At 71.6% G+C, this 24143-nt stretch carries 18 protein-coding genes; 11 read left to right on the forward strand and 7 right to left on the reverse strand.

The window, feature by feature from the left end:
- Window positions 1-5: 5 nt before the first annotated feature.
- The 7 genes from A8711_RS29790 to A8711_RS29820 all read right to left on the reverse strand — a co-directional run bounded on the left by A8711_RS29790 (window position 6) and on the right by A8711_RS29820 (window position 8199).
- Window positions 6-1661, reverse strand: a complete 1656-nt coding sequence (locus A8711_RS29790) for an ABC transporter substrate-binding protein (RefSeq protein ID WP_043325206.1) — start codon at window positions 1659-1661, stop codon at window positions 6-8.
- A 310-nt stretch (window positions 1662-1971) separates the two neighbouring features.
- Window positions 1972-2760: an ATP-binding cassette domain-containing protein gene (locus A8711_RS29795; RefSeq protein WP_043325207.1), complete on the reverse strand. Its 789-nt coding sequence runs from the start codon at window positions 2758-2760 to the stop codon at window positions 1972-1974.
- The gene (locus A8711_RS29800) at window positions 2760-4016 is read right to left on the reverse strand and encodes an alanine racemase (RefSeq protein ID WP_069090010.1); all 1257 of its coding nucleotides are present in this window, start codon (window positions 4014-4016) and stop codon (window positions 2760-2762) included. The genes A8711_RS29795 and A8711_RS29800 overlap by 1 nt, the downstream gene beginning before the upstream one ends.
- Window positions 4017-4035: 19 nt before the next feature.
- On the reverse strand, window positions 4036-5016 hold the full coding sequence (locus A8711_RS29805; RefSeq protein ID WP_030499606.1) for an ABC transporter permease: 981 nt from the start codon (window positions 5014-5016) through the stop codon (window positions 4036-4038).
- Window positions 5017-5982, reverse strand: coding sequence for an ROK family protein (locus tag A8711_RS29810; protein ID WP_064447399.1), 966 nt, complete (start codon window positions 5980-5982; stop codon window positions 5017-5019).
- Window positions 5982-6974, reverse strand: a complete 993-nt coding sequence (locus A8711_RS29815) for a phosphotriesterase (protein WP_043325210.1) — start codon at window positions 6972-6974, stop codon at window positions 5982-5984. Before A8711_RS29815 ends, A8711_RS29810 begins: the two co-directional genes overlap by 1 nt.
- 109 nt (window positions 6975-7083) lie before the next feature.
- Window positions 7084-8199, reverse strand: a complete 1116-nt coding sequence (locus A8711_RS29820; protein ID WP_043325211.1) for a substrate-binding domain-containing protein — start codon at window positions 8197-8199, stop codon at window positions 7084-7086.
- 343 nt (window positions 8200-8542) lie between these two features.
- Here A8711_RS29820 and A8711_RS29825 point away from each other — a divergent pair, with 343 nt between their 5' ends.
- The 11 genes from A8711_RS29825 to A8711_RS29875 all read left to right on the forward strand — a co-directional run bounded on the left by A8711_RS29825 (window position 8543) and on the right by A8711_RS29875 (window position 24108).
- Entirely contained in the window at window positions 8543-9730 is a 1188-nt protein-coding gene (locus tag A8711_RS29825; RefSeq protein WP_064447530.1) for an ROK family transcriptional regulator, read from the forward strand.
- A gap of 353 nt (window positions 9731-10083) precedes the next feature.
- Window positions 10084-11400, forward strand: coding sequence for a cellulose binding domain-containing protein (locus A8711_RS29830; protein ID WP_069090011.1), 1317 nt, complete (start codon window positions 10084-10086; stop codon window positions 11398-11400).
- Between the two features lie 329 nt (window positions 11401-11729).
- Window positions 11730-13205, forward strand: a complete 1476-nt coding sequence (locus tag A8711_RS29835) for an arabinofuranosidase catalytic domain-containing protein (RefSeq protein ID WP_069090012.1) — start codon at window positions 11730-11732, stop codon at window positions 13203-13205.
- A gap of 50 nt (window positions 13206-13255) precedes the next feature.
- Window positions 13256-15664, forward strand: a complete 2409-nt coding sequence (locus A8711_RS29840) for a ricin-type beta-trefoil lectin domain protein (RefSeq protein ID WP_069090013.1) — start codon at window positions 13256-13258, stop codon at window positions 15662-15664.
- A gap of 124 nt (window positions 15665-15788) precedes the next feature.
- Window positions 15789-17528: a family 43 glycosylhydrolase gene (locus A8711_RS29845; protein WP_231915573.1), complete on the forward strand. Its 1740-nt coding sequence runs from the start codon at window positions 15789-15791 to the stop codon at window positions 17526-17528.
- A gap of 11 nt (window positions 17529-17539) precedes the next feature.
- Window positions 17540-18664, forward strand: a complete 1125-nt coding sequence (locus A8711_RS29850) for a ricin-type beta-trefoil lectin domain protein (RefSeq protein ID WP_043325219.1) — start codon at window positions 17540-17542, stop codon at window positions 18662-18664.
- Window positions 18665-18768: 104 nt separating this feature from the next.
- A complete protein-coding gene (locus tag A8711_RS29855; RefSeq protein ID WP_030499597.1) occupies window positions 18769-19185 on the forward strand; it encodes a PPOX class F420-dependent oxidoreductase in 417 nt (138 codons plus the stop codon).
- 43 nt (window positions 19186-19228) lie between these two features.
- Window positions 19229-19819: a DinB family protein gene (locus tag A8711_RS29860; RefSeq protein WP_043325221.1), complete on the forward strand. Its 591-nt coding sequence runs from the start codon at window positions 19229-19231 to the stop codon at window positions 19817-19819.
- 88 nt (window positions 19820-19907) lie between these two features.
- Window positions 19908-21719, forward strand: coding sequence for a hypothetical protein (locus A8711_RS29865; protein ID WP_069090014.1), 1812 nt, complete (start codon window positions 19908-19910; stop codon window positions 21717-21719).
- Window positions 21720-21774: 55 nt separating this feature from the next.
- Complete coding sequence (locus A8711_RS29870) at window positions 21775-22851, forward strand: glycosyltransferase family 2 protein (protein ID WP_223201151.1); 1077 nt, start codon at window positions 21775-21777, stop codon at window positions 22849-22851.
- 114 nt (window positions 22852-22965) lie between these two features.
- Complete coding sequence (locus tag A8711_RS29875) at window positions 22966-24108, forward strand: SPFH domain-containing protein (RefSeq protein WP_069090015.1); 1143 nt, start codon at window positions 22966-22968, stop codon at window positions 24106-24108.
- The last annotated feature ends 35 nt before the right edge of the window (window positions 24109-24143 follow it).

The raw sequence follows: 24143 nt of genomic DNA on the forward strand, positions 1-24143 counted from the left end.
CGTTCCTAGGCCGACGCGCTCAGGTAGCGCAGGCGGGCGAGGCCGTCCATCGGCTGCACCCAGCCGGCGACGGACTCCCGGACGGGCAGGTTGAAGTTGGGCTGGCAGATGACCACCCACGGCACGTCGGCGGCGAGGATCTCCTGGACCCGCTTCCAGAGCGCGTTGCGGGCGGCCGTGTCGACGGTGGTGTGCGACTTCTCGTAGATCTGCTCAATCTCCGGGTTGCTGTAGTTGGAGTAGTTGAGGTTGGCGCCCTTGACGAAGCTCGTCGCCAGCATGTACTCGACGTCGTCCACCCAGAGCTGCCCGGAGGTGATCTGCAGCGGGATGTTCTTCTTGGTCCGCCGCTCACCCAGGGTGGCCGGGTCCAGCGGGGTCAGCTTGAGCCGGATGCCCGCCTTCGCCGCCTCGCTCTGCACCTGGACGGCGATCTTCTGCTGCTCCTCGTTGTCGGCCTCGAAGACCAGCTCGGAGTCGAGCGACGACCGGCCGGCGGCGGCCATGGCGGCCTTCGCCTTGTCCAGGTCGTAGGTGAACGGGTAGCCGCTCTCGTCGTAGCCGGGCATGTCCAGCGGGACCGGGCTCTTGGCCGCGCGGGCGTCGCCGCCGTACACGTTGTTGATGATCTGCTCGTAGGGCACCGCGTACGCGAGCGCCTTGCGCACGTTCACGTCGTTGAACGGCGCGGCGGTCACCGACATCTGGATCGCGACCTGGCGGTTGCTGGCGGCCGAGATGACCTTGATGCCCGGGGCCTTCTTGAGGTCCTGGATGTCGCGCTGGCTGATGCCCAGCGCGATGTCGATGTCACCGGCCTGCAGCTGCAGCCGCTGGTTGGACGCGGCCGGCACGACCGAGATCCGGATGGTCGGCGTCTTGGCCGGGTCCGGGCCCGGGTAGTCGGTGTTCGCGCTGAGTTCGATCTCCTGGCCCTGGGTGGCCTTGGCGACGTTGAAGTAGCCGCCGGTCGGCGGGTTCTTCGCGAACCACTCCTTGGCCCAGGGGTCGCTGGAGCTGGCGCGCTTCTTCGCCTCGACCGAGTCGAAGACGTACAGCGAGATCGCCTGGATCTGCCGGGTGAGCGCGCTGGGGAAGGCCTGGTGGAACTCCACCGTGTAGTCGTCGACGACCTTGACCTGGTCGGCGCTGGTCAGGCCGATGGTGCGGTAGACGCCGGCGACGTTGGCCTGGGCGGCGAACGCGCGGTCCTTCGACCACTTCACGTCCGCGGCCTTCATCTCGTTGCCGCTGGCGAACTTCACGCCGCGGCGCAGCTTGAGCGTCCACACCTTCTGTTCGGCGTCGGGCTCGAAGGACTCGGCGAACGTGGGGGTGATGTTCTGGGTGTCGAGGATCTGGCTGCCGCCGGCGTTGGTGACGCCGTAGTCGATCAGGTATGGGAAGACGTTCTTGTAGAGCATCAGCGCGGTCAGGTCGAAGCCGACGAAGTCCTGGTCCCAGCTCGACAGGTAGCTGGAGACGGCGATGCGCAACGTCTTGGCGGCGGCGCCGCCGGACTTGCCGTCGGTGGACTTGTTGCCGCTGTCCGCGGCGCAGGCGCTGGTGGCGAGCAGGAGCGCGACGCCACCCCCAAGCTGCAGGACGCCGCGGCGGGAGAGCGCGGGCGAGGAGGCGCCCGGACGGGGTGAACGAGCCATGAGAAGTCCTCCTAGAAGCACGAGGCAGATGGCCCGAGCAGCGGACCTATCAGGAGTTCTACCGGATTTAGCAGCAGTGAACAATAGGGTGAACGGCGTTCACTGAGCCCTCATGGACTCGGCTTGATAACGCTCCCGAACTGCGAGACAACGCACGAAGCCGCGTTCACACAAGTTCACACGACCGTTACGCACGAGCCGTCCGCCATCGGCGTTGATCATGGAGTGCCGCCCCGCGAACCGGACGCGGAACGCCGATGACCCCGGGAGGGACACCCGGGGTCATCGTGCGCGCGGCCGGCCGCGCGGTTCAGGGGCGGGCGGTCTCCTCGGAGGCGCCGGTGATCATCGAGACGATCTCGTTGCGGCTGGTCCCGGTGATGCCGCGGACGCCGACCTGGCGTCCCCGGCGCAGCACCGCCACCCGGTCCGCGATCCGGAACACCTGGTCCAGGTTGTGGCTGACGACGAGCACGGCGGCGCCCCGCTCCCGCAGCTTCAGGATCAGCTCCTCCACCTTGGCGGTCTCGGCCACGCCCAGCGCCGCTGTCGGCTCGTCCATCAGCACCAGGCCGCTGGCCCAGTGGGTGGCGCGGCAGATCGCCACCGCCTGCCGCTGGCCGCCGGACAGGTCCCGGATCGTCGCCTTCGCGCTGGGGATGCGCACGTCCAGCGCGTCCACCAGATCCTGGGTCTCCCGGGCCATCCGGCGCCGGTCGAGCAGGCGCAGCGGGCCACGGGTGAGTTCCCGACCCAGGAACATGTTCATGTAGACCGGCTGCGAGTCGGCCAGGGCCAGGTCCTGGTAGACCACCTCGACCCCCTGCCGGCGGGCGTCGGAGGCGTCCCGGAACGTCACCGGCCGCCCGTGCATCTCCAGCTCACCCTCGGTCGGCTGGTACACGCCGGAGATGATCTTCACGAGGGTGGACTTGCCGGCGCCGTTGTCGCCGACCAGGGCGGTGATCTCCCCGGCGGCCAGTTCCAGGTCGAAGCGCTCGATCGCCACGACGCCGCCGAACTGCTTGCGGATGCCGCGCAACCGCAGCGCCGGGGCGCCCGCCCGGGTCGCGTCGTCCTTGTGGGTGACGGTGCTCATCATGCCCTCCCTGCGCGGCGAGCCGCCTGGATGCCGGGGCCGTCGCCCGCGGCGGTGTCCTCCAACCCGATCGGCGCCGAGCCGTCGGCGGCGTACACCCCGGCCACGGCCGGCGCGCCGGACCGGATGCCGGTCACGCCGGCGGTCAGCGCCCGGGTGACGAACGCCTGCGGCCGGAAGCCGAACAGGACCGTGTCACCCGGGGCGCACCCCGGCGCCGCGCTGACGTCGGCCATCGCGTAGTAGTCGATCGCCTCCGGCGCGGGCATCTCCACGTCGACCAGGTAGGCGTCGTCGAGACCACCGCCCCGGGGCACGATCAGCGCCCGGGTGCCGCCCAGGCCGAGCACCGGGTCGACGTAGAGGCCGCCACCGAAGACGTACGCCCGACCGTCCCACAGGTGCGACACCTCGCTGACGTAGAGCACGGCGGGCTCCTCGACCAGGTCGGTCACCGCGTGCCAGGGCGTCGTGCCGGTGAGCCCGTGGCCGGGCTCGACCTGCGTCACGCCCGCCTCGGCCAGCGTGGCCAGGATCGCCGTCGACGTCGTACCCGGGGCGTTGATCTCGACGTGCGACCGCCCGGCGGCGCGCAGCGCGGCGGCAGCGCGTCGCAGGGTGCCGAGGTTGGGCGTCGGCACGACCCGTCCGGCGGCCGTGTCGAACAACTGGGTCGGGAAGCTGGTGACACCCGCGAACCGGGCGCCGGGAAGGGCGTCGAGCCGGTCGGCGACCGCGACGATCTCGTCGGCCGCCCAGCCGCCCTCGTGGCCCCGGTAGAAGCGGTCGCCGGGCGCGGCGATCCGGGCGAGCAGCGCCTGCTCCCGCCCGGCCGCCGCGCTCGCGCCCGCCGCCTCGGCGGCCTTGGCGTCGTTGAAGACCGTCCAGTACGCGGGCGCGAGCGCGGCGGCGACCGCCGCCTCGTGCCGGGGGATCTGCACCAGGTGACCGAGGTGACCGATGCCGAGCCCGCCGTGCCGGTCGGCGAGCGCGCACTGGAGGTCGACGCCGACCGCCTCGGTGATGCCCGCGTCGCGGACCGTCCGGCAGAAGTCGGGGTTGCGCCCGACCTGCTTGGTCATCGCGTAGACCGACAGACCGAAGCGGTCGGCCTCGCGGCGGATGGCGGCGGCGTTCGCCGCGACCGTGTCGAGGTCCAACGCGTAGGAGTTCGCCGGCAGGTCACCGCTGTCGTGCAGGTGCGCGGCGGCGGCGAGCAGGCCCGGATTGCGGCGTCGCAGCAGGTCCAGAAACATGCGGTTGCTTCCTTCCGGGTCAGCTTCGCCGCTCGCGCAGCGAGAGGGAGACGGCCACCAGGATGATCGCGCCGCGCGCCATCATCTGCTGGGACACGGACAGGCCGGCCAGGATCAGGCCGTTGTTGAGCATGCCCATCAGCAGGCTGCCCAGCACCGCGCCGACGATCGAGCCCTTGCCGCCGAAGAGGCTGGTGCCGCCCACGATCACGGCGGCGATCACGGACATCAGGTCGGCCTCGCCGAGGGTGTACCGGGCGCCCTGGAGGCGTCCGGCGTACAGCAGGCCGGCCAGGGCGGCGCACATCGCGCTGCCCATCAGCACCATGATCTTGACGCGGATCACCTTGATGCCGCTGACCCGGGCCGCCGCCACGTTGTCGCCGATGGCGAGCGTGTGCGCGCCGTACCGGGTCTGGCGCAGCACCAGGTACCCGACCACCGCCGCCGCCACCGACCAGAGCACCAGCCCGGGGATGCCGAGGATCTCGCCCTGGCCGAAGAAGGAGAGGAACGCGTCGTTGCTGACCGGCACCGACTGCAGGCCGGTGACCTCGCGGGCCAGGCCCGCCACCGCGCCCATGGTGGCGAGCGTGACCAGGAAGGAGGGCAGCCGGACCAGGGTGACGAAGACGCCGTTCACCAGGCCGACCGCCGCGCCGGCGGCGAGACCGGCGGCCACGCCGAGCAGCATGCTGTCGGTCTCCCGCAGCGTCACCGCGCCGACCAGCGCGGAGAGCGCGACGACCGAGCCGATCGACAGGTCGATCTCGCCGGCGGCCAGCACGAAGACCAGCCCGACCGCCATGATCGTGATGGGCGCGGTCTGGATGACGATGTTTGTGAGGTTGCTCGTGGTCAGGAAGCCGTTGCTGCCCTGGGTGACGGCGAAGAACAGGAACACGACCGCGAAGCCGATGTAGACCACGTAGTCGCGCCAGTTGATCCGGCGCCAGGCCGGGGCGGCGCTGGTCTTCACCGCCGCATCGGTGTGGGTCATCTATCGTCCCTCCGCTGTCTGGAAAGAGGTGGTCGTGCCGTCGTGGACGCCGGCCTCCCGGCGGGCCACCGCGACGGCGCCGAGCAGGCCGGCCCGGTCGCCGAGCAGGCTGGTCTTGATCAACGGAACGCCCGTGCTCAGCGCGGCGACCCAGCGCCGGACCGGCTCGACGAGCTCGGTCCGGGAGCCGATGCCGCCACCGAGGATCACCGCCTCCGGGTCCAGGACGGCGGTGACCGCGACGACCGCCAGGGCGATCAGCCGGGCCTCCTCGTCGATGGCCGCCAGCGCGACCGGATCGCCGGCGGCGGCCCGGTCGAAGACGTCGGGCACGCTCGCCTGCTCGCCGGACACCGCCCGGTACCGGGCGGCGAGGGCGGCGCCGGCGACTGCCTCCTCCAGCGCGCCCTTCACCTGGTTGCCCGGGTCGAACGGGTCGGTTCCCAGCGGCAGGTAGGAGATCTCCCCCGCCGCGCCGCGCGCGCCCCGGACCAGCTCCCCGTTCAGCACGATGCCCATGCCGACTCCGGTGCCGACCGCCACGAACACGAAGTGCCGGTGGGTACGCCCGCTGCCCAGCCACCGCTCCCCGGCGGCGGCCATGTTGACGTCGTTGTCCAGCACGACCGGGTGCCCCAGGCGGCGGGTCAGCTCGGCCCGCACGTCGAGCGCCTCGAGGTCGGAGACGTTCGGCGACAGCTCGATCGCGCCGGTCGCCGGGTCGGGCACGCCGGGCAGGCCGATCGCGCTGGCCCGCACGTCGGACCAGTCGACGCCGGCCCGGGCGGCCAGTTCGCGCAGCAGCGTGTCGATCTGCGCGGCCACCGCCGTGCCGCCCCGGGGGTCGGTCGGCTGCACCTGCTCGCTCACGACGAGACCGTCGAGGTCGGCCAGCGCGGCCCGCAGCTTGGTGCCGCCGAGGTCGACGCCGGCGACGTAGCCGGACGGACGCGGATGCGCGGCCATCAGCCGACCGTCAGGAGTCGGGCCGGGTTGGCCGCCAGCATCTGGTCGATCGCCTCCGGCGGCACACCGAGGCGGGTGAGACCCGGCACGATCTCCCGGCCGAGGTAGGAGTAGCCGAGCCGGCCGTGCGTACGCGGGTTCAGGTACGCCTCCGCGCCGGTCAGGTCCATCGAGAGCAGGATCCGGTCGGCGTAGCCGTCGCGGACCAGCCCGGCGAGCATGTCGAGCCGGGCACGGTCGGGCCGGTGGTACGCCCGCTTGCCGAACTCGCCCTCCGGCGGATTCTCCGGCAGCGGGGCGAGCACGAAGTCCCAGAACTGCTTGCCGAGCGTGTCGAAGGCGATGTTGACGCCGGTGGCCAGCACCGCCCGCAGGTAGTCCGGGTCCGGGTTGATGTCCAGGTGGCCGATGACGACGCGGGAGGGGTCCATCTTCTCCTCGCGCAGGATCTCGACCTGCTCCAGCGCCATGGTGCCGTGCGTGGTGTGCGTGTTCAGCGCCAGGCCGGTGGCGACGGCGGCGCGGGCGGCGGCACGCAGGCACTTCTCCTCGTGCGCGGTGATCTCGTTCAGCCCGGTGGCCTGCTCGCCGAAGATGCCGACCTTGATCCCGGTGTCCCCGACACCGACGGTGGCGTCGGCGACGAAGCGTTCCCGCATCTCGTCGACGCTCGCGCGCAGCGCCCAGCCGGGCGAGTACGGCTCCAGGTAGATCGCCGATCCGGCGACCACGTGCAGGCCGGTACGCAGTGCCACCTCGCGCAGCAGCGTCACGTCGTGACCGACCACCTCGTACGGGGACAGGTCCACGATCGTGCCGAAGCCCAGCTCGGGCAGGTCGCGTACCGCCCCGGCGGCGAGGTCCGCGCGGTCGTCGGCGACGCCGCCGGACAGCCACGGCCCGGGCACCAGCGCGCCGAGGTGCTCGTGACTCAGCACCCGGCCGAGCGACTCGGGAGGCACCGGTCCGAGGACTGTCTGGACGTACCCCATGTGCTTCTTCCTCTCGTCTCGCGGTGCTCGCGGACCCGGCGGTGGGCCGGACCGCGCCCGGCGAGGTCCGGGGCCCGTTCGGCCGGGCCCCGGACCTCGCCGCCCGGCGTCAGTTGCCGAGCACCTCGGCCGGGGGCTCCTGGCCGTAGTCGTCGCGCCAGGCGTCGGCGATGTTGTCCTTGGTCGCGGCCATCGGCGATCCGACGACCAGCTCCGGGGCCTTCTTGCCGAGCAGGCCGTACGCGGCGACGACGCCCAGGTTCTGGCCGAGCCGGGTCGAGCCGTTGGCGACGATGCCGGCGACGTTGCCGCCCTTGACCATGTCGGCGGCGAGGTTCGCCTCCAGGTCGTTCGTGACGATCTTGACGTCGGTGCGGCCCTGCTGCCGGGTCGCGGCGAGCACGCCCTCGGCGGCGGTGGCCCAGGCGACGTAGACGCCCTTGAGGTCGGCGTGGCGGGTCAGCATCGCGGTGGCGATGTCCTCGGTGCGCGCCGGGTCGGAGAACCCGGCCTCCTCGACGATCTCGATGTCCGGGTAGAGGTAGCCCAGCCAGTCCTTGAACGCCTTGTCCCGCTGGTTGGTGAACCAGAAGTCGGCGTCGTGGTAGACGTAGCCGACCTTGCCCTTGCCGCCGAGCGCCTTGCCGAGCATCTCCGCGTTGGCCTTGCCGAACGCGGTCAGGTCGGCGGTGACGATGCCGACGATCTGCTGCCCGGACTTGTAGTCCTTCGGCGGGGTGGTCATCACGACGAGCTTGACGCCGGCGTCCACGGCGGGCTTGAAGGCGGCGGCCGCAGCGGTCGGGTCGACGGCGATGGTGACGATCAGGTCGGGCTTGAGCGCCAGCACGGTCTGCACGTTGTTGGCCTGCCGGGCGGCGTCGAACTCGGCGCTGGTGCTGGCGAGCACCTTGATGCCGAGCTGGTCGAACTCCTTGCGAACGCCGGACTCGACGGCCTTGGTCAGCGCGGAGCCCTCGTGCCAGACGAAGGCGGCGGAGTAGTTGCCGTCCTTGACCTTCTGCCGCTCCTCGTCGGTCAGCGAGAGCTGGTCGGCGGCGGTCGGCGTCTCGCCGCCGGGGCCGACGAACGACAGGCTGGGTTCGGTACGCGGGCCGCTCGACGCGCCGCCGCTCCCGGAGGTCTCGTTCGAGCAGGCGCCGACCATGAGCGCCAGGGCGCAGAGCGCGCCGAGGGCGGCGCCACGTCTACGGCTGAGAATCATTGCTCTTCCCTTCACAGCAACGGGGTCCGGAACCGGGATTCCGGACTGACACGGGGGTCCGATGCGACCGGCACGGCGCGTACGGGGGCACGCGCCGCCTCCCTGGGGCCGGCAACCTCTATTTCCGTTCAGGGTGAAAGTATTATCGCGGTCATCACAGTCCGTCAAGAGCGCTGGTCAGAGATTCGACCCACTCGGTTCAACCGTCACCACCGGCCTCACCTCGGAATTCAGTGGGATCCGTCGCCCGGGTGCGGGCCGGAAGACGACATGGTCCGGATGGTTGCTCATCCAGCGGCGCGGCTTTAACATTCGGGCGGAAAGAAAATCGGCGGAGGTGGGCGTGGAATCTCGAGCACCACGGGCGGCGAACCGGTCCACAGTGCTGGCCCACGTGCTGACCCACGGCCCGGTGAGCCGCACGGCCATCGGCCACGAGACCGACCTCTCCCCCGCCACCGTGTCGCGGATCGTGGAACAGCTGCTCGACGAGGGGCTGCTGACCGAGACCGACGGCGCACCCACCACCAACCGGGGCCGCCGGGCGACCCAGGTCGCGATCGCCGCCGGACGCGGCGTGGTCTGCGGCGTCGACGTCGGCGGCTCCAACGTCCGGCTGGTGGTCGCCGATCTCGCCGCCCGGCCGCTGACCGGCCGGACCGTGCCCACACCCGCCGACTACGACGCGCCCCGGCTGGCCCAGTGGCTGGCCGACCTGATCATGCGGACCGTCGGCGCCGACCGGGAGCGGCTCGACTGCGTAGCGGTGGGCCTGCCCGGCGCCGTCCGGCAGGGAGACCGCGCCGTCTCCAACGCCCCGAACCTGCCCCAGGTGGAGGACCCGCTGTTCCTGCGGCTGCTGGAGAAGCACCTGGGCGCCGCGGTCGAGGTCGACAACGACTCCAACTACGCGCTGCTCGGGGAACTGCGCTTCGGCGCCGCCCGGGACGCGCAGACAGCGGTGATGCTCACCATCGGGGCCGGACTCGGCGCCGGCGTCGCCATCGACCGCCGGCTGTTCCGGGGCCGCAGCGGCCTGGTGGGCGAGTTCGGCCACCTGCCGGCCGGCCCGCTCGGCGCGCCGCTCGAACGGATCATCAGCGGGTCCGGCATCCTCGCCCGCGCCCGCGAACTCGGCCTGTCGTTCGACAACGCGGCCGACGTGTTCCGCTCGGCCGACCCGCGACTGGCGCCGGTCAGGCAGTACGTCGAGCAGGCGCTGCTGGTGGTCCTCACCGCGGCGGTGGTCGCCTACGAACCGGAGGTGATCGTCCTCGGCGGCGGCGTCTCCCACGCGCTCACACCCGACCTGGTCCGGCTACGCGGCCGGCTGCACGAGATCGTGCCGGCCGCCGAGGCGGCAGTGCACGGCGCGGAACTCGGTGACCTCTCCGGCGCGCTGGGCGCCGTGGTCGCGGCGCTGCACACCGCGTACCGGCGGCTCGGGCTCGCCGAGGCGGACCTCGCCCGCGTTCCCCAGCCGGACGCCCTCGCCGGCTGCGACCTGCCGGCCCTGGCCGACCACGCCTGAGCAGGCGGCAGCGTCCCCGCCGGGCGCTGCTGTGAGCGTTCACCCGGCGGCCGGCCCGCTCCTTCTCCGGAACCGACCGGTTGAACATGTTATCGATAACCTGCTATGTTCCGGCACGGGAGCGAAGGGCACGCTCCCCGTCACCCCCGCAATCGGCACGGCGCACGAGGGTCCCCTCGCCGTCCGGCCGATCGGTGACCAGTCCGGGCCGCTCCGCCGATGCACGCCGACGCAGGCGGCCACCGGACGACTTCGGCCCAGCCGCACGCACGGCTCCGCGCCCTCTTCGCAGGCGACGTCGGCATCGACGGACGGCCCGGCCTGCACCACCACCCAGGGCAAGGAGTCCAGCAATGGCGAAACGAACATCCCTTCTCACCTCCGTCGCCGCCGCGGCCGTGCTCCTCGCGGCGGCGGCCGGCGGCGCGCTCAGCGCCGACCTCGGCGAGACGGCGCAGGCGTCGACAAACGGCACGCTCGCGGCGACCGCCGGCTGCGGCAAGGCGCCGACGCTGTCCAGCGGCACGCGCACCATCTCCAGCGGCGGGCAGAACCGCAGCTACATCCTGCGCATCCCGGACGGGTACGACCGCAACCACCCGTACCGGCTGATCTTCGGGTTCCACTGGCTGAACGGCTCGGCCAACAACGTCGCCTCGGCCGGCTACTACGGCCTGCTGCCGCTGTCGAACAACAGCACGATCTTCGTCGCGCCGCAGGGCATCGACAACGGCTGGGCCAACACCAACGGCCGGGACCTGACGCTGTTCGACGACATCTCCCGGCAGATCGAGAACGACCTCTGCGTCGACACGTCCCAGCGGTTCGCGCTCGGCTGGAGCTACGGCGGGGCGATGAGCTACGCGGTGGCCTGCGCCCGGCCCAACGTCGTCCGCGCGGTCACCGTCATCTCCGGCGCGAACCTGAGCGGCTGCAACGGCGGCACCCAGCCGGTCGCCTACTTCGGCATCCACGGCATCTACGACAGCGTGCTGAACATCTCCATGGGCCGCTCGCTGCGCGACACGTTCGTCCGGAACAACGGCTGCACCGCGCAGAGCCCGCGCGAGCCGAGCCGGGGCAGCCTCACCCACATCACCACCACGTACTCCGGCTGCCGCGACGGCTACCCGGTGCAGTGGGCCGCGTTCGACGGCGACCACACCCCCAGCCCGGTCGACGGGTCGTCCAGCCCGAACGACTCCCGGACCTGGACCTCGGGGGAGATCTGGCGGTTCTTCAGCCAGTTCGCGTCCACCACGCCGCCGACCACGGCGCCGCCGACCTCCGTGCCGCCGACCACGCCGCCGGTGACCACCGCACCGCCCACGACGCCGCCGGTCACGACCCCGCCGCCTGGTGAGCCGGGCGCCTGCACCGCGACCTACCGGACCGTGAACACCTGGCCGGGCGGCTTCCAGGCCGAGGTCACGGTGGCCAACAACGGCGCCACCACGCTCAACGGCTGGACCGTACGCCTGACCCTGGCCTCCGGCCAGGCGATCAGCAGCCTCTGGAACGGCGTCAACACGGGCACCTCCGGCTCGGTGTCGGTCCGCAACGCCGACTACAACGGCACGGTCGGCGCGAACGGCTCGACCACGTTCGGGTTCACCGCCACCGGAAACGGGGCCACCGCGCCCAGCGGAGTCAGCTGCACCAGTCCCTGATCTCCGTACCGCCGAACCCCCGCACGGGGAGCCGGGCCGTGGGTGGCACGCCGCCGCCCTCGGCCCGGCACCGCCGGGACAACTGAGGTCCCGCCGGACGCCGGGATGTGCTCTAATTAACTCTGGTCGATGTTCGCGCTAACATTCACGACCCCACAGGCCACCACCACCGACATGTCGGGGCCGCCGCCACACCACTGTTAGCGCTTACACCGACGGCCATCCACAACTCGCGAGGCACCGTGCCGGACGGTCGGGTGCTCGCGCGTATCCGAGGAGCCGTCATGGTGATCCCCCGTCCCCGGTCCGTCCGATCCGGACCACCGCGTATGACCATCTCCGCCCTGGTGCTCGTCCTGGCCGTCGCCGGCGCCGCCGTGGCCGCGCAGACCCGAAGCGCCGTGGCCGCCCCCGGGCCCGGCTCCATCGTGGGCGTGCAGTCCGGCCGCTGCGTCGACGTCCCCAACGGCAGCACCACGAACGGCACCCAGGTCCAGCTGTACGACTGCACCGGCGGCACGCCGCAGAGCTGGACGTACACGTCGGCGAAGCAGCTCACGGTGTACGGCAACAAATGCCTGGACGCCAACGGCCAGGGCACCAGCCCGGGCACGACGGTGATCATCTGGGACTGCAACGGCCAGGCCAACCAGCAGTGGAACATCACCTCGGCCGGCACCGTCACCGGTCAGCAGTCCGGGCTGTGCCTGGACGCGACGAACGCGGGCACCGCCAACGGCACCAGGATCATCCTGTGGACCTGCAACGGACAGGCAAACCAGCGGTGGAACGTCTCGACCACACCGTCGTCACCGCCGCCCACCTCGACGCCGCCGCCCGGCGGCCGGCCGTGCGACATCTACGCCGCGGGCGGCACCCCGTGCGTCGCGGCGCACAGCACCACCCGGGCGCTGCTCTCGGCGTACGGCGGCAACCTCTACCAGGTCCGCCGCTCCTCGGACAACGCCACCCGCAACATCGGACTGGTGAGCGCGGGCGGCTACGCCGACGCCGCTGCGCAGGACGCGTTCTGCTCCGGTACGAGCTGCGTGATCACCGCCGTGTTCGACCAGTCGGGACGCGGTAACGACCTGTGGTACCAGGGCTCCGCGCAGGTCCCCGGCTCCACCTCCAGCCGGCCCGCGAACGCGACGAGCGAGTCGCTGACGGTCGGCGGCGCCCGGGCGTATTCCCTCTACATCAACCCTGGGAACAGCTACTGGCGGGACGGCCACCTGACCGGCGTCCCCACCGGCTCCGCCCCCGAGGGCATGTACATGGTGACCAGCGGCACCCACGTCAACAGCGGCTGCTGCTTCGACTACGGCAACAGCGAGACCACCCGCAGCGCCGACGCGGCGGGGGCGATGGACGCGATCAACTTCAGCACCAGTTGCTGGTTCGGCGGCTGCTCCGGCAGCGGCCCCTGGGTGCAGGCCGACCTGGAGTGGGGTCTCTACCCGGGCGGCAGCCAGTCCTGGAACCCGAACCAGCGGGCGTTCACCAACCGGTTCGTCACCGCCACCCTGAAGAACAACGGCACCTCGCGGTTCGCCATCAAGGGCAGCAACGCCCAGTCCGGCGGCCTCTACACGCTCTACGACGGGTCGCTGCCGGCCGGTTACAGCCCGATGCGTAAGCAGGGCGCGATCATCCTGGGCAGCGGCGGCGACTGCTGCAAGCCCGGCGGCGGCGCGAACCTCAGCGCCGGCACCTTCTACGAGGGCGCCATGGTCGCGGGCTATCCGTCCGACGCGACCGAGAACGCCGTCCAGGCCGACATCGTCGCCGCCGGCTACCGCTGACCGGCGAGCCACTCGGCGACCACACTCCGCATCTCCCGAAAGGACTCGTCATGTCCGAGCCGAGATGGATACGCCGACTGCTGGCGGCGTTCGCCGTCACCGTCCTGGCCGCCGCCGGCGGCCTGATCCTCACCGCCGGCCCCGCACAGGCCGCCACCTCGATCACCGTCAACGGCGCCTCCGGCGGCCAGACGTTCGACGGGGTCGGCGCGGTCAGCGGCGGCGGCGGCAACAGCCGGCTGCTGATCGACTATCCGGAGCCGCAGCGCGGGCAGATCCTGGACTACCTGTTCAAGCCCGGATACGGCGCCGCGCTGCAGATCCTCAAGGTCGAGATGGGCGGCGACACCAACTCCACCAGCGGGTCCGAGCCGAGTCACGAGCACGTCCGGGGCGATCTCAACTGCAACCGCGGCTACCAGTGGTGGATCATGGAGCAGGCAAAGGCCCGCAACCCCGCCATCAAGCTGGCGGCCCTGCCGTGGGGCGCTCCCGGGTGGATCGGCAACGGCAACTTCATGTCCCAGGACATGATCAACTACTTCGTGGACTGGCTGGGCTGCGCGCGGCAGCACAACCTGACCATGGACTACATCACCGCCGCCCAGAACGAGAAGCGGACGGACGCGAACTGGACCATCAGCCTGCGCCAGGCGCTGAACGCCAACGGCTACAGCGGCGTGAAGATCATCTACGGGGACGACTACCCCGGTAGCTGGGGCCCGGCCAACGCCGTCGCCGGCAACGCCACGCTGCGCAACAGCATCGACGTGCTCAGCGGCCACTACCCGTGCGGCTACCTCAGCGCGCAGACCACCTGCACCGTGTCCTCGACAGCCACCTCCACCGGCAAGACGCTGTGGAACAGCGAGGGCGGCTCGCAGGACTACAACGACGGCGCCAAGCCGCTGGCCCGCGGCATCAACCGCGGCTACATCGACGGCCGGATGGTCGCCTACCTCAACTGGGACCTGATCGCCGCCATCACGCCGAACCTGCCCTGGTCCACGGTCGGGCTGATCCTGGCCAACCAGCCCTGGTCCGGCTGGTACTCGGTCGGCAAGAACACCTGGGCGCTGGCCCACACCACCCAGTTCACCGCACCCGGCTGGCGCTACCTGGACTCGGCCTCGGGCTACCTGGGCGGCAACCGCAACAACGGCAGCTACGTGTCGCTGCGCTCGCCCACCACCGGCGACTACAGCACCGTCATCGAGACCATGGACGCCACCGCGGCCCAGCAGGTCACCATGACCGTCACCGGCGGGCTGTCCACCGGCCAGGCGCACATCTGGGCCACGAACCTGAACTCGACAAACCCGAACGACTTCTTCGTCCGCACCGCGGACGTCACCCCGTCGGGCGGGTCGTTCACGTTCACCGCCCAGCCCGGCCACCTCTACACCGTCACCACCACGACCGGGCAGGGCAAGGGCACCGCCACCAGCCCGGCGCAGGGCTCGCTGGGCCTGCCGTACCGCGACGACTTCGACAGCTACGCCAGCGGGCGGTTCCCGAAGTACCTCCAGGACATGCAGGGCGCGTTCGAGATCGTCGGCTGCGGCGGCGGCCGGTCCGGCATGTGCCTGCGCCAGATGTCCGCGCAGGCGCCCATCACCTGGAAGACCCTCGCCGACCCGGCGACCTACGGCGGGAACCTGAGCTGGGGCAACTACACGGTCTCCGCCGACGTCCTGCTCGAACAGTCCGGCTACGCCCAGATCCAGGGCCGCGTCGGCAGCACCAACCTGGACCCGATCGGCCGCTACAACGCCTACTTCCTGCGGGTCACCGACGCCGGCGCGTGGTCCATCCTGCGCAACAACACCGCCGGGCAGCTCACCACGCTGCGCAGCGGGAACGTCGCGGCGCTCGGCACCAACCGCTGGCACAGCCTCGCGCTGGGCTTCGCCGGCACCACCATCACCGCCACCATCGACGGCGCCACCGTCGGCACGGCCACCGACTCCACCTTCGGCTCCGGCCAGGTCGGCTTCGGCACCAGCCAGGGCGAGACCGCGCAGTTCGACAACCTGTCGGTGGTCGCCGGCCCGGGCGGCAACCCCGGCGGTACGAGCGGCGCGTGGCTCAACCCCAACTCCAGCCGCTGCCTCGACGTGCCGAACCAGTCCCAGACCAACGGCACCCAGGTGACGTTGTGGGAGTGCAACGGCGGGACCAACCAGCAGTGGACGGCCACGTCGAGCCGGCAACTCCAGGTGTACGGGAGCAAGTGCCTGGACGCCGAGGGGCAGGGCACCTCGTCCGGCACCCGGGTGATCATCTGGGACTGCAACGGCGGCGCCAACCAGCAGTGGAACGTCAACACCGACGGCACGATCACCGGCGTCCAGTCCGGACTGTGCCTGAGCCCGAACGGCGGCGGGACCGGCAACGGCACCTCGATCATCCTGTCCGCCTGCACCGGCGCGAACAGCCAGAAGTGGAGCCGGGCGTGACGGCCCGACCCTCGCCGACCACACCATCCGCCGCGGCGCGGCCTACCCCGGGAGATGACCTGTGACGTCAACGCTATGGAGAACCGACCGCCGGACCAGACGATGGCTCGCACTGGCGGTGACCCTGCTCGCCCTGCTCGGGCTGGCCCCGGCCATCGCCGGCGGACTGAGCCCGACCGCCGCCCGGGCGGACAACCCGATCGTGCAGACCATCTACACGGCCGACCCGGCCCCGCTCGTGTACAACAACCGGGTCTACCTCTACACCGGCCACGACGAGGACAACTCGACCTGGTTCACCATGAAGGAGTGGCGGGTCTACTCGTCCGACGACATGGTGAACTGGACCGACCACGGATCGCCGCTCAGCCTCGCCACGTTCAGCTGGGCCAAGCAGGACGCGTGGGCCGGCCAGGCGGTCCACCGCAACGGCAAGTTCTACTGGTACGTGCCGATGGTCGTGCGGGCCACCGGCCAGATGGGCATCGGGGTGGCGGTGGCGGACAGCCCCACCGGGCCGTTCCGGGACGCCATCGGGCGCCCGCTGGTGAGCAACGGTGAGATCGACCCGACCGTGTTCATCGACGACGACGGCCAGGCGTACCTGTACTGGGGCAACCCCCGCCTGTGGTACGTCAAGCTGAACGCGGACATGATCTCGTACTCGGGCAGCCCGACCCAGATCCCGCTGACCGCGGCGGGATTCGGCGCACGGACCGGTGACGCGAACCGGCCGACCCTCTACGAGGAGGGTCCGTGGGTGTACAAGCGCAACGGCCTCTACTACATGGTCTTCGCGGCCAAGTGCTGCTCGGAGTTCATCGCCTACTCCACCGCGCCCGGGCCGCTGGGGCCGTGGACGTACCGCGGCACCGTCATGCCCACCCAGGGCAGCAGCTTCACCAACCACCCCGGCATCACCGACTACAAGGGCGGCTCGTACTTCTTCTACCACAACGGCGCGCTGCCCGGCGGCGGCGGTTTCACCAGGTCGGTGGCGGTGGAGAAGTTCTCCTACGGCGCTGACGGCTCGATCCCGACGATCAACATGACCACCACCGGCGCGCCGCAGATCGGCACGCTCAACCCGTACATCCGGCAGGAGGCCGAGACGAGCGCCTGGGCGTCCGGCGTGGAGACCGAGCCGGCCAGCGGCGGCGGGATGAACGTCGGCTTCATCGACAACGGCGACTACCTCAAGATCAAGGGCGTCGCCTTCGGGTCCGGCGCGACCTCGTACACCGCCCGGGTGGCCTCCGCGGGCAGCGGCGGCACCATCGAGCTGCGGCTGGACGGCACCAGCGGCCCGGTGGTGGGCACCTGCCGGGTGTCCGGCACCGGCGGCTGGCAGACCTGGGCCGACACGACCTGCGCGGTCAGCGGCGCCACCGGCACCCACGACCTCTACCTGCGGTTCACCGGCGGCAGCGGCTCGCTGTTCAACATCGACCACTGGCGGTTCACCCCCGCCGGGAGCACGCCGCCGCCCACCGACCCGCCGACCACCACGCCGCCGCCGATCGATCCCCCGCCGACCACTGCGCCGCCCACCACGCCGCCGCCGGGCGGTGGCGCCTGCACCGCCACCTACCGCACCACGAACTCCTGGTCGGGCGGCTTCCAGGCCGAGGTGACAGTCACGGCCGGCGCCGCGGCGCTCAACGGGTGGTCGGTGCGGTGGAACCTGGCCGGTGGCCAGAGCATCAGCCAGGTCTGGAGCGGCACGCTGAGCACCAGCGGCTCCACCGCGACCGTCAGCAACGCCGCGTACAACGGCTCCGTGCCCGCGTCCGGCTCCACCACGTTCGGCTTCATCGCCAACGGCTCGCCGACCACCCCGTCCCTGACCTGCACCACCCCGTGAAAGGAGCACACATGCGTACCACTGTGCGGAGATGGCTCACCGCGGGCGCCGCGCTCGCCGTGCTGGCCGCCGGTGTGCTGACGGCGACCGGACCGGCGGCCGCCGAGTCCAACGGCGGCACCCGCGTGATGCCGCTCGGTGACTCCATCACCGAGGGCACCCAGGTGCCGGGCGGCTACCGGATCGGCCTGTGGCAGCGGCTGGCCGGCGGCGGCTACCGGGTCGACCTGGTCGGCTCCCAGTTCAACGGGCCGGGCAACCTCGGCGACCACGACCACGAGGGCCACCCCGGCTGGCGCATCGACCAGATCGACGCCAACATCACCGGCTGGCTGAACGCCTACCAGCCGCGCACCGTGCTGCTGCACATCGGCACCAACGACATCCTGCAGAACTACAACGTCTCCACCGCGCCGAACCGGCTCTCCTCGCTCATCGACCGCATCACCAACACCGCGCCGAACGCGGACGTGTTCGTCGCGCAGATCATCCCGCTCGCCAACTCCGGCCAGGCGGCGGCGGTACGCACGTTCAACGCCGCGCTGCCCGGCATCGTGCAGTCGAAGGTGAACGCCGGCAAGCGCGTCCACCTGGTCGACCAGTACTCGGCGCTGACCACCGCCGACCTGATCGACGGCATCCACCCGACCGCCACCGGCTACGACAAGATGGCGGCGGTCTGGTACCGGGCGTTGCAGTCGGTGTCCGGCAGCATCGGCACCCCGGGCAGCGGCGGCGGCACGTACCAGAACGTGCAGCTCGTCGGCGCTGGCTCCGGCCGGTGCCTGGACGTGCCGAACGGCAGCACCACGAACGGCACCGCGGTGCAGCTGTACGACTGCTGGGGCGGCACCATGCAGCGCTGGACCTACACCTCGGACAAGCAGTTGCAGGTGCTCGGCAACAAGTGTCTCGACGCCAGCGGACGGGGCACCGCGAACGGCACCAGCGTGATCATCTGGGACTGCAACGGCCAGCCCAACCAGCAGTGGAACCTCAACGCCAACGGCACGATCAGCGGCGTCCAGTCCGGGCGCTGCCTGGACGCGGCGGGCTACGGCACCGCCAACGGGACGAGGATCAACCTCTGGGACTGCCACGGCGGCACCAACCAGCAGTGGAGCGCACGCGCCTGACCGGCGTGCGACGGGCTCCCCGGCGGCGTCCGCCGGGGAGCCCGTCCGGGCGGCGCCCGCCGCATGACCAGCGGCGGGCCCGGCGGGTACGTAGAGTGAGAGCCATGTCGAAGCCGCCGCTGCCCGAGCCCGCCGTCGCCATGCTGGGCAAGCCGAATCCCGCCGTCATCGCCACGCTTCGCGACGGCCAGCCGGTGTCCGCGGCCACCTGGTACCTCTGGGAGGACGGCCGCGTCCTGGTGAACATGGACGAGGGCCGCCGCCGGCTGGCACACCTGCGCAGCGATCCCCGGGTCTCCCTGACCGTGCTGGACGAGGGGAACTGGTACACCCACGTCAGCCTGATCGGGCGGGTGGTCGAGCTGCGCGACGACGAGGGCCTGGCGGACATCGACCGGATCTCGCAGCACTACACCGGGCGGCCGTACCCCCGGCGGGACCGCAAGCGGGTCAGCGCGTGGATCGAGATCGAGCGCTGGCACGGGTGGGGCGCGCACAAGGACAACAGCCAGACCGGCTGACGGCGCCCCCACGATGTCCGACCCATGCGGAAGAGTGTCGGGCATGAGTGAGCCGTACGACCCGAAGGCAGCGCTGCACCACTACCTGCGCGCGATCCGGGAGAATCTGATCTGGAAGCTCGACGGGCTGAGCGAACGCGAGGCCCGGCTTCCCCGCACCGCGACCGGCAACAACCTGCTGGGGGTGCTCAAGCACTGCCTGAACGTCGAGGCCGGCTACTTCGGGCCGACGTTCGGCCGCGAGTTCCCCACACCGGCGGAGCTGGTCGCCACCGAGACGTTCGACGCCGACCCGCAGGCCGACTGGTACGCCCGCGAGGACGAGACCAAGGACGGGCTGATCGACCTGTACCGCCGCGTCGCGGCGTTCGCGGACCAGACGATCGACACGCTGCCGCTGGACGCGCCGGGGCGGGTGCCGTGGTGGCTGCCCGGCCGGCAGGACGTGACGCTGCACCAGGTCCTCGTGCACGTCTGCGTCGACCTGGCCCGGCACGCGGGGCACGCCGACATCCTGCGCGAGCAGCACGACGCCGCGATCGGGCTGGGGCAGGAGAACCGGAACGTCCCCGAGGGCTACGACTGGCCGGCGTACGTCGACCGGCTGTCGGCGCTCGCCGACCGGTTCGCGTAGGCGGTTTTCCGGTAATGCGGCCGGAAGTTTCAACCACATTTCGGACAGTGGATCGACAGGACCAGCAGCATCGTGAAGCATCTATCCCATGAAGATCCGGCCCGCCGTCGCCCCGCCGACCGCTGAGGACACCGGTCCCGAGCAGCCTCCCGCCGACCGGCCCTCGGACGACCGCCCCTCCGACGAACGGCCTGTGGACGGCAGACGCCGATGGCGGCCGAACCCGGAGTGGACGCTGGCGATCCTGGGCAGCCTGCTGCTGGCGGTGGTGCTGACCTGGCCGACGATGCGGCACCCGGCGACCACCATCCCCGGCGACCTGGGCGACCCCACGTTGCAGGCGTGGCAGGTCGCCTGGTCGGGGCACGCCCTGCTCAACGACCCGGCCAACCTCTGGCACTCGAACACGTTCTTCCCGGAGCGCTACACCTACGCCTACAGCGACACGCTGCTCGGCTACGCGCCGTTCGGGATGGTCGGCTCCGGCTTCGAGGCCGCCGTGATCCGCTACAACGTGCTCTACGTGCTGCTGCACGCGCTGGCGTTCCTCGGGGCGTACGCGCTGGCCCGGCAGCTCGGCGCGAACCGCTGGGGCGGCGCGGTCGCCGGGATCGCGTGGGCGTACGCGCCCTGGCGGCTGGCGCACTCCGGCCACCTGAACATCCTGTCCAGCGGCGGGATCGCGCTGGCCCTGGCGATGCTGGCCCGGGGTCACGGCTGGTCGCTGCGCCACGGCTACCGGCCGGAGCGCCGCCGTCCCGGCTGGGCGGTGGCCGGGTGGCTCGTCGCCGCCTGGCAGGTCACGCTCGGCTTCGGCATCGGGCTGCCGCTCGTCTACTTCCTGCTGGCCGCCGTGCTGGTGGCGGCCGGCTGCTACGGCTGGTCCTGGTGGCGCAAGCGGGAGCGTCCGCCGTTCGGCCGCCGGCTGCTGATCGCGGACCTGGCCGGCGGCGCCGTGTTCGGCGCCGTGACGCTGCTGCTCGGCCTGGTCTACCTGCGCGTCGTCGACCTCAACCCGCAGGCCGTCCGCTCGCTGGACTGGACCAAGATGTTCTCCCCTCCGCTGATCGGGTTCATCACCGCGCCCGGCGACTCGTGGCTGTGGGGGGAACGGCACGCCGCCGCCCGGGAGCAGCTGACCTGGCCGCCGGAGATGGCGCTGCTGCCCGGGATGACGCTGGTCGGGCTGGCCGCGGCGGGGCTGTTCGTCTCGTCGTTCCCGGTGCGGCACCGGGTCGCGCTGGGGCTCGGCGTGGTCGGCACCGTGCTGCTCGGTCTGGGCGCCACCCTCGGCGGGGACGGCGACCCCGGCTATCTGACGCTGTCCACGCTCCTGCCCGGCTGGGACGCGCTGCGCACGCCGGGCCGGATGATGCACTGGACCAGCCTGCTGCTGGCGGTGCTGGCCGCCGGGCTGGTCACGGCGCTCGCCGAGTCCTGGCACCGGCCCTCGGCCCACCGCTGGTCGCGGGCCGTGGCGCCGCTGGTCCTGCTGGTGCCGCTCGCGCTGGTGACGCTGGAGGGCGTCAACCGCACGCCGCACCCGGTCGTGCCGACGCCGCCGGCCGCGATGCGTACCGCGCCGGAGCCGATGCTGGTGCTGCCCGCCGGCGGGATCGGCGACCTGAACTACATGCTCTGGTCCACCGACGGGTTCCCCCGGATCACCAACGGGCTCGGCGGTTTCGAGCCGGTCACCCAGGCGCAGACCCGGGTCGCCGTGGCGACGTTCCCCGACGCGGGCAGCGTGGCGTACCTGCGCGGCATCGGCGTCCGGTCGGTCGTCGCGGTGCCGAGCCGCGCGGCGGGCACGCCGTGGGAGGGCATCGAGAACCGGCCCGTCGACGGATTGGGCATCACCCGGGAGGATCTCGATGGCACGCTCGTCTACCGGCTCTGACGCCGCCGGCGCCGGAGGCCCGCGCCCGGGCGCCGGGCCGGGCGGGACGACGCCGATGCGGCTGTCGGTGGTGGTGCCCTGTTTCAACGAGGAAGAGTCGGTGGAGCGGCTGCACGAGATGCTCAGCACCGCGCTCGCCGAGCTGCCCGACGTGGACGTCGAGGTGGTGTACGTCGACGACGGCAGCGAGGACGGCACGCTCGCGGCGCTGCGCCGGCTCGCCGCCGCCGACCCGACGGTCTGCTACACGTCGCTGAGCCGCAACTTCGGCAAGGAGGCGGCCATGCTCGCCGGGCTGCACCGGGCCACCGGCGACGCGGTCGTCATCATGGACGCCGACCTGCAGCATCCGCCGCGCCTGCTGCCCGAGATGGTCGCGCTCTACCGCCAGGGCTTCGACCAGGTGATCGCCCGCCGCGACCGGCGCGGCGACCGGTTCATCCGGATGGTCGCCTCACGCTCGTTCTACCGCCTGGTCAACTGGTGGATAGACGTCCGCCTGCTGGACGGCGCGGGTGACTTCCGCCTGCTGTCCCGGCTCGCGGTGAACGCGATCCTGGCGATGCCCGAGTACAACCGCTTCTCCAAGGGCCTGTTCTCGTGGATCGGCTTCCGCACCGTGGTGGTGGCGCACCGCAACGAGAGCAGGCAGGCGGGGCGGAGCCGGTGGACGTTCGGCAAGCTGTTCAACTACGCGTTCGACGGTCTGCTGTCGTTCAACAACCGGCCGCTGCGCCTGGCGATCTACGGCGGGCTCTTCCTCACGCTCATCGCGGTGGGCTACATGGCGTGGGTGGTCGCCGACGCCGTGGAGAAGGGCATCGACGTGCCCGGTTACACCACCATCATCGTCAGCGTGATCGGCCTCGGCGGGATTCAGATGATGATCCTGGGCGTGATCGGCGAGTACATCGGCCGGATCTACTACGAGACCAAACGCCGGCCGCACTATCTGGTGCAGGAGACCGAACGTCCGGTCCCGGAGACCGGCGGCCCGCCCCGGCTGCCGAACCAGCGCGCCGCGTGGTCCACCGACCGGGGTCCACGTGCGGCGCCGGCTTGGGAGGATCCGTCCCGAGATGCCTCCCGGCGTCACGGGGGCGGGGAATCGATGAGCGGCGACACCGGCTGAACGACGGCGATCGGTAGGTGCCGATCAGCGCACCATTGTTCTCTTTTCGCAGGTGGCGGGGGGTTGCTATCGTCGCCCGCGACGCCGGAGAACGGCGCCGAGGAAAGGGTTGCGATGGGGCTGATGGACAAGCTCCGGGGCGAGCTCATCGACATCGTCGAGTGGCTGGACGACAGCCGAGACACGATCGTCTGGCGGTTCCCCCGGTATCACAACGAGATCAAGATGGGCGCCAAGCTGGTCGTCCGGGAGTCCCAGACGGCGGTGTTCGTCAACGAGGGGAAGATCGCCGACGTCTTCCCGCCGGGAACGTACACGCTGGAGACCCGCAACCTGCCGATCCTGTCCACCCTGAAGGGCTGGAAGTACGGCTTCAACTCGCCGTTCAAGGCCGAGGTGTACTTCGTCAACACCCGGCAGTTCACGGACATGAAGTGGGGCACCCAGAACCCGGTGATCCTGCGCGACGCCGAGTTCGGCGTGGTCCGGGTGCGGGCGTTCGGCGCCTTCGCGGCGCGGGTGGTCGACCCGGCGCAGCTGCTGCGTGAGCTGGTCGGCACCGACCCGCAGTTCCGCACCGAGGAGGTGCAGGAGTACCTGCGGCAGCTGATCGTGGGCCGGCTCGGCGGCGCGCTCGCCACGGCCGGCGTGCCGCTGCTGGACCTCGCCGCGCACCAGGACGCGATCGGCCGGCGGCTGGCCGCCGTGCTGACCGAGGAACTGGCCGAGGTCGGTATCGCGATCCCCAAGTTCGTCATCGAGAACGTGTCGGTGCCGCCGGAGGTCGAGCAGGCGCTGGACAAGCGGACCAGCATGGGCGCGGTCGGCGACCTGGACCGCTACACCCGCTTCCAGGCCGCGAACGCGATGGAGGCCGCGGCGAACAACCCGGGCGGCGAGGCGGGCGCGGGCATCGGCCTGGGCCTGGGCATGGCGATGGGCCAGCAGATGGCCCGGACGATGGGCGGCGGCGGGGCCACGCAGCCGGCGCCGGCCCCCGCGCAGCCGTCGGCCGCGCAGCCGGGCGCCGCCGAGCCGCCGCCGCTGCCGGGCCAGGCCCAGTGGTACGTCGGCGTCGGTGGCCAGCGGCAGGGCCCGTACGACCTCGGCGGGCTGGCCGAGCAGGCGGGCGCCGGCGCGCTCGGCCCGGACACGCTGGTCTGGCGTGCCGGGATGGCGCAGTGGCAGCCCGCCGGACAGGTGCCGGAGCTGGCGTCGGTGCTGGCCAGCGTCCCGCCGCCGCTGCCGCCGCAATGAACGCGCGTCAGCGGGTGAGCCGTCCCCGCACCGGG

It is taken from the genome of Micromonospora sp. II (genome assembly GCF_001709195.1).
In the GTDB taxonomy this organism is placed as follows: domain Bacteria; phylum Actinomycetota; class Actinomycetes; order Mycobacteriales; family Micromonosporaceae; genus Micromonospora; species Micromonospora chalcea.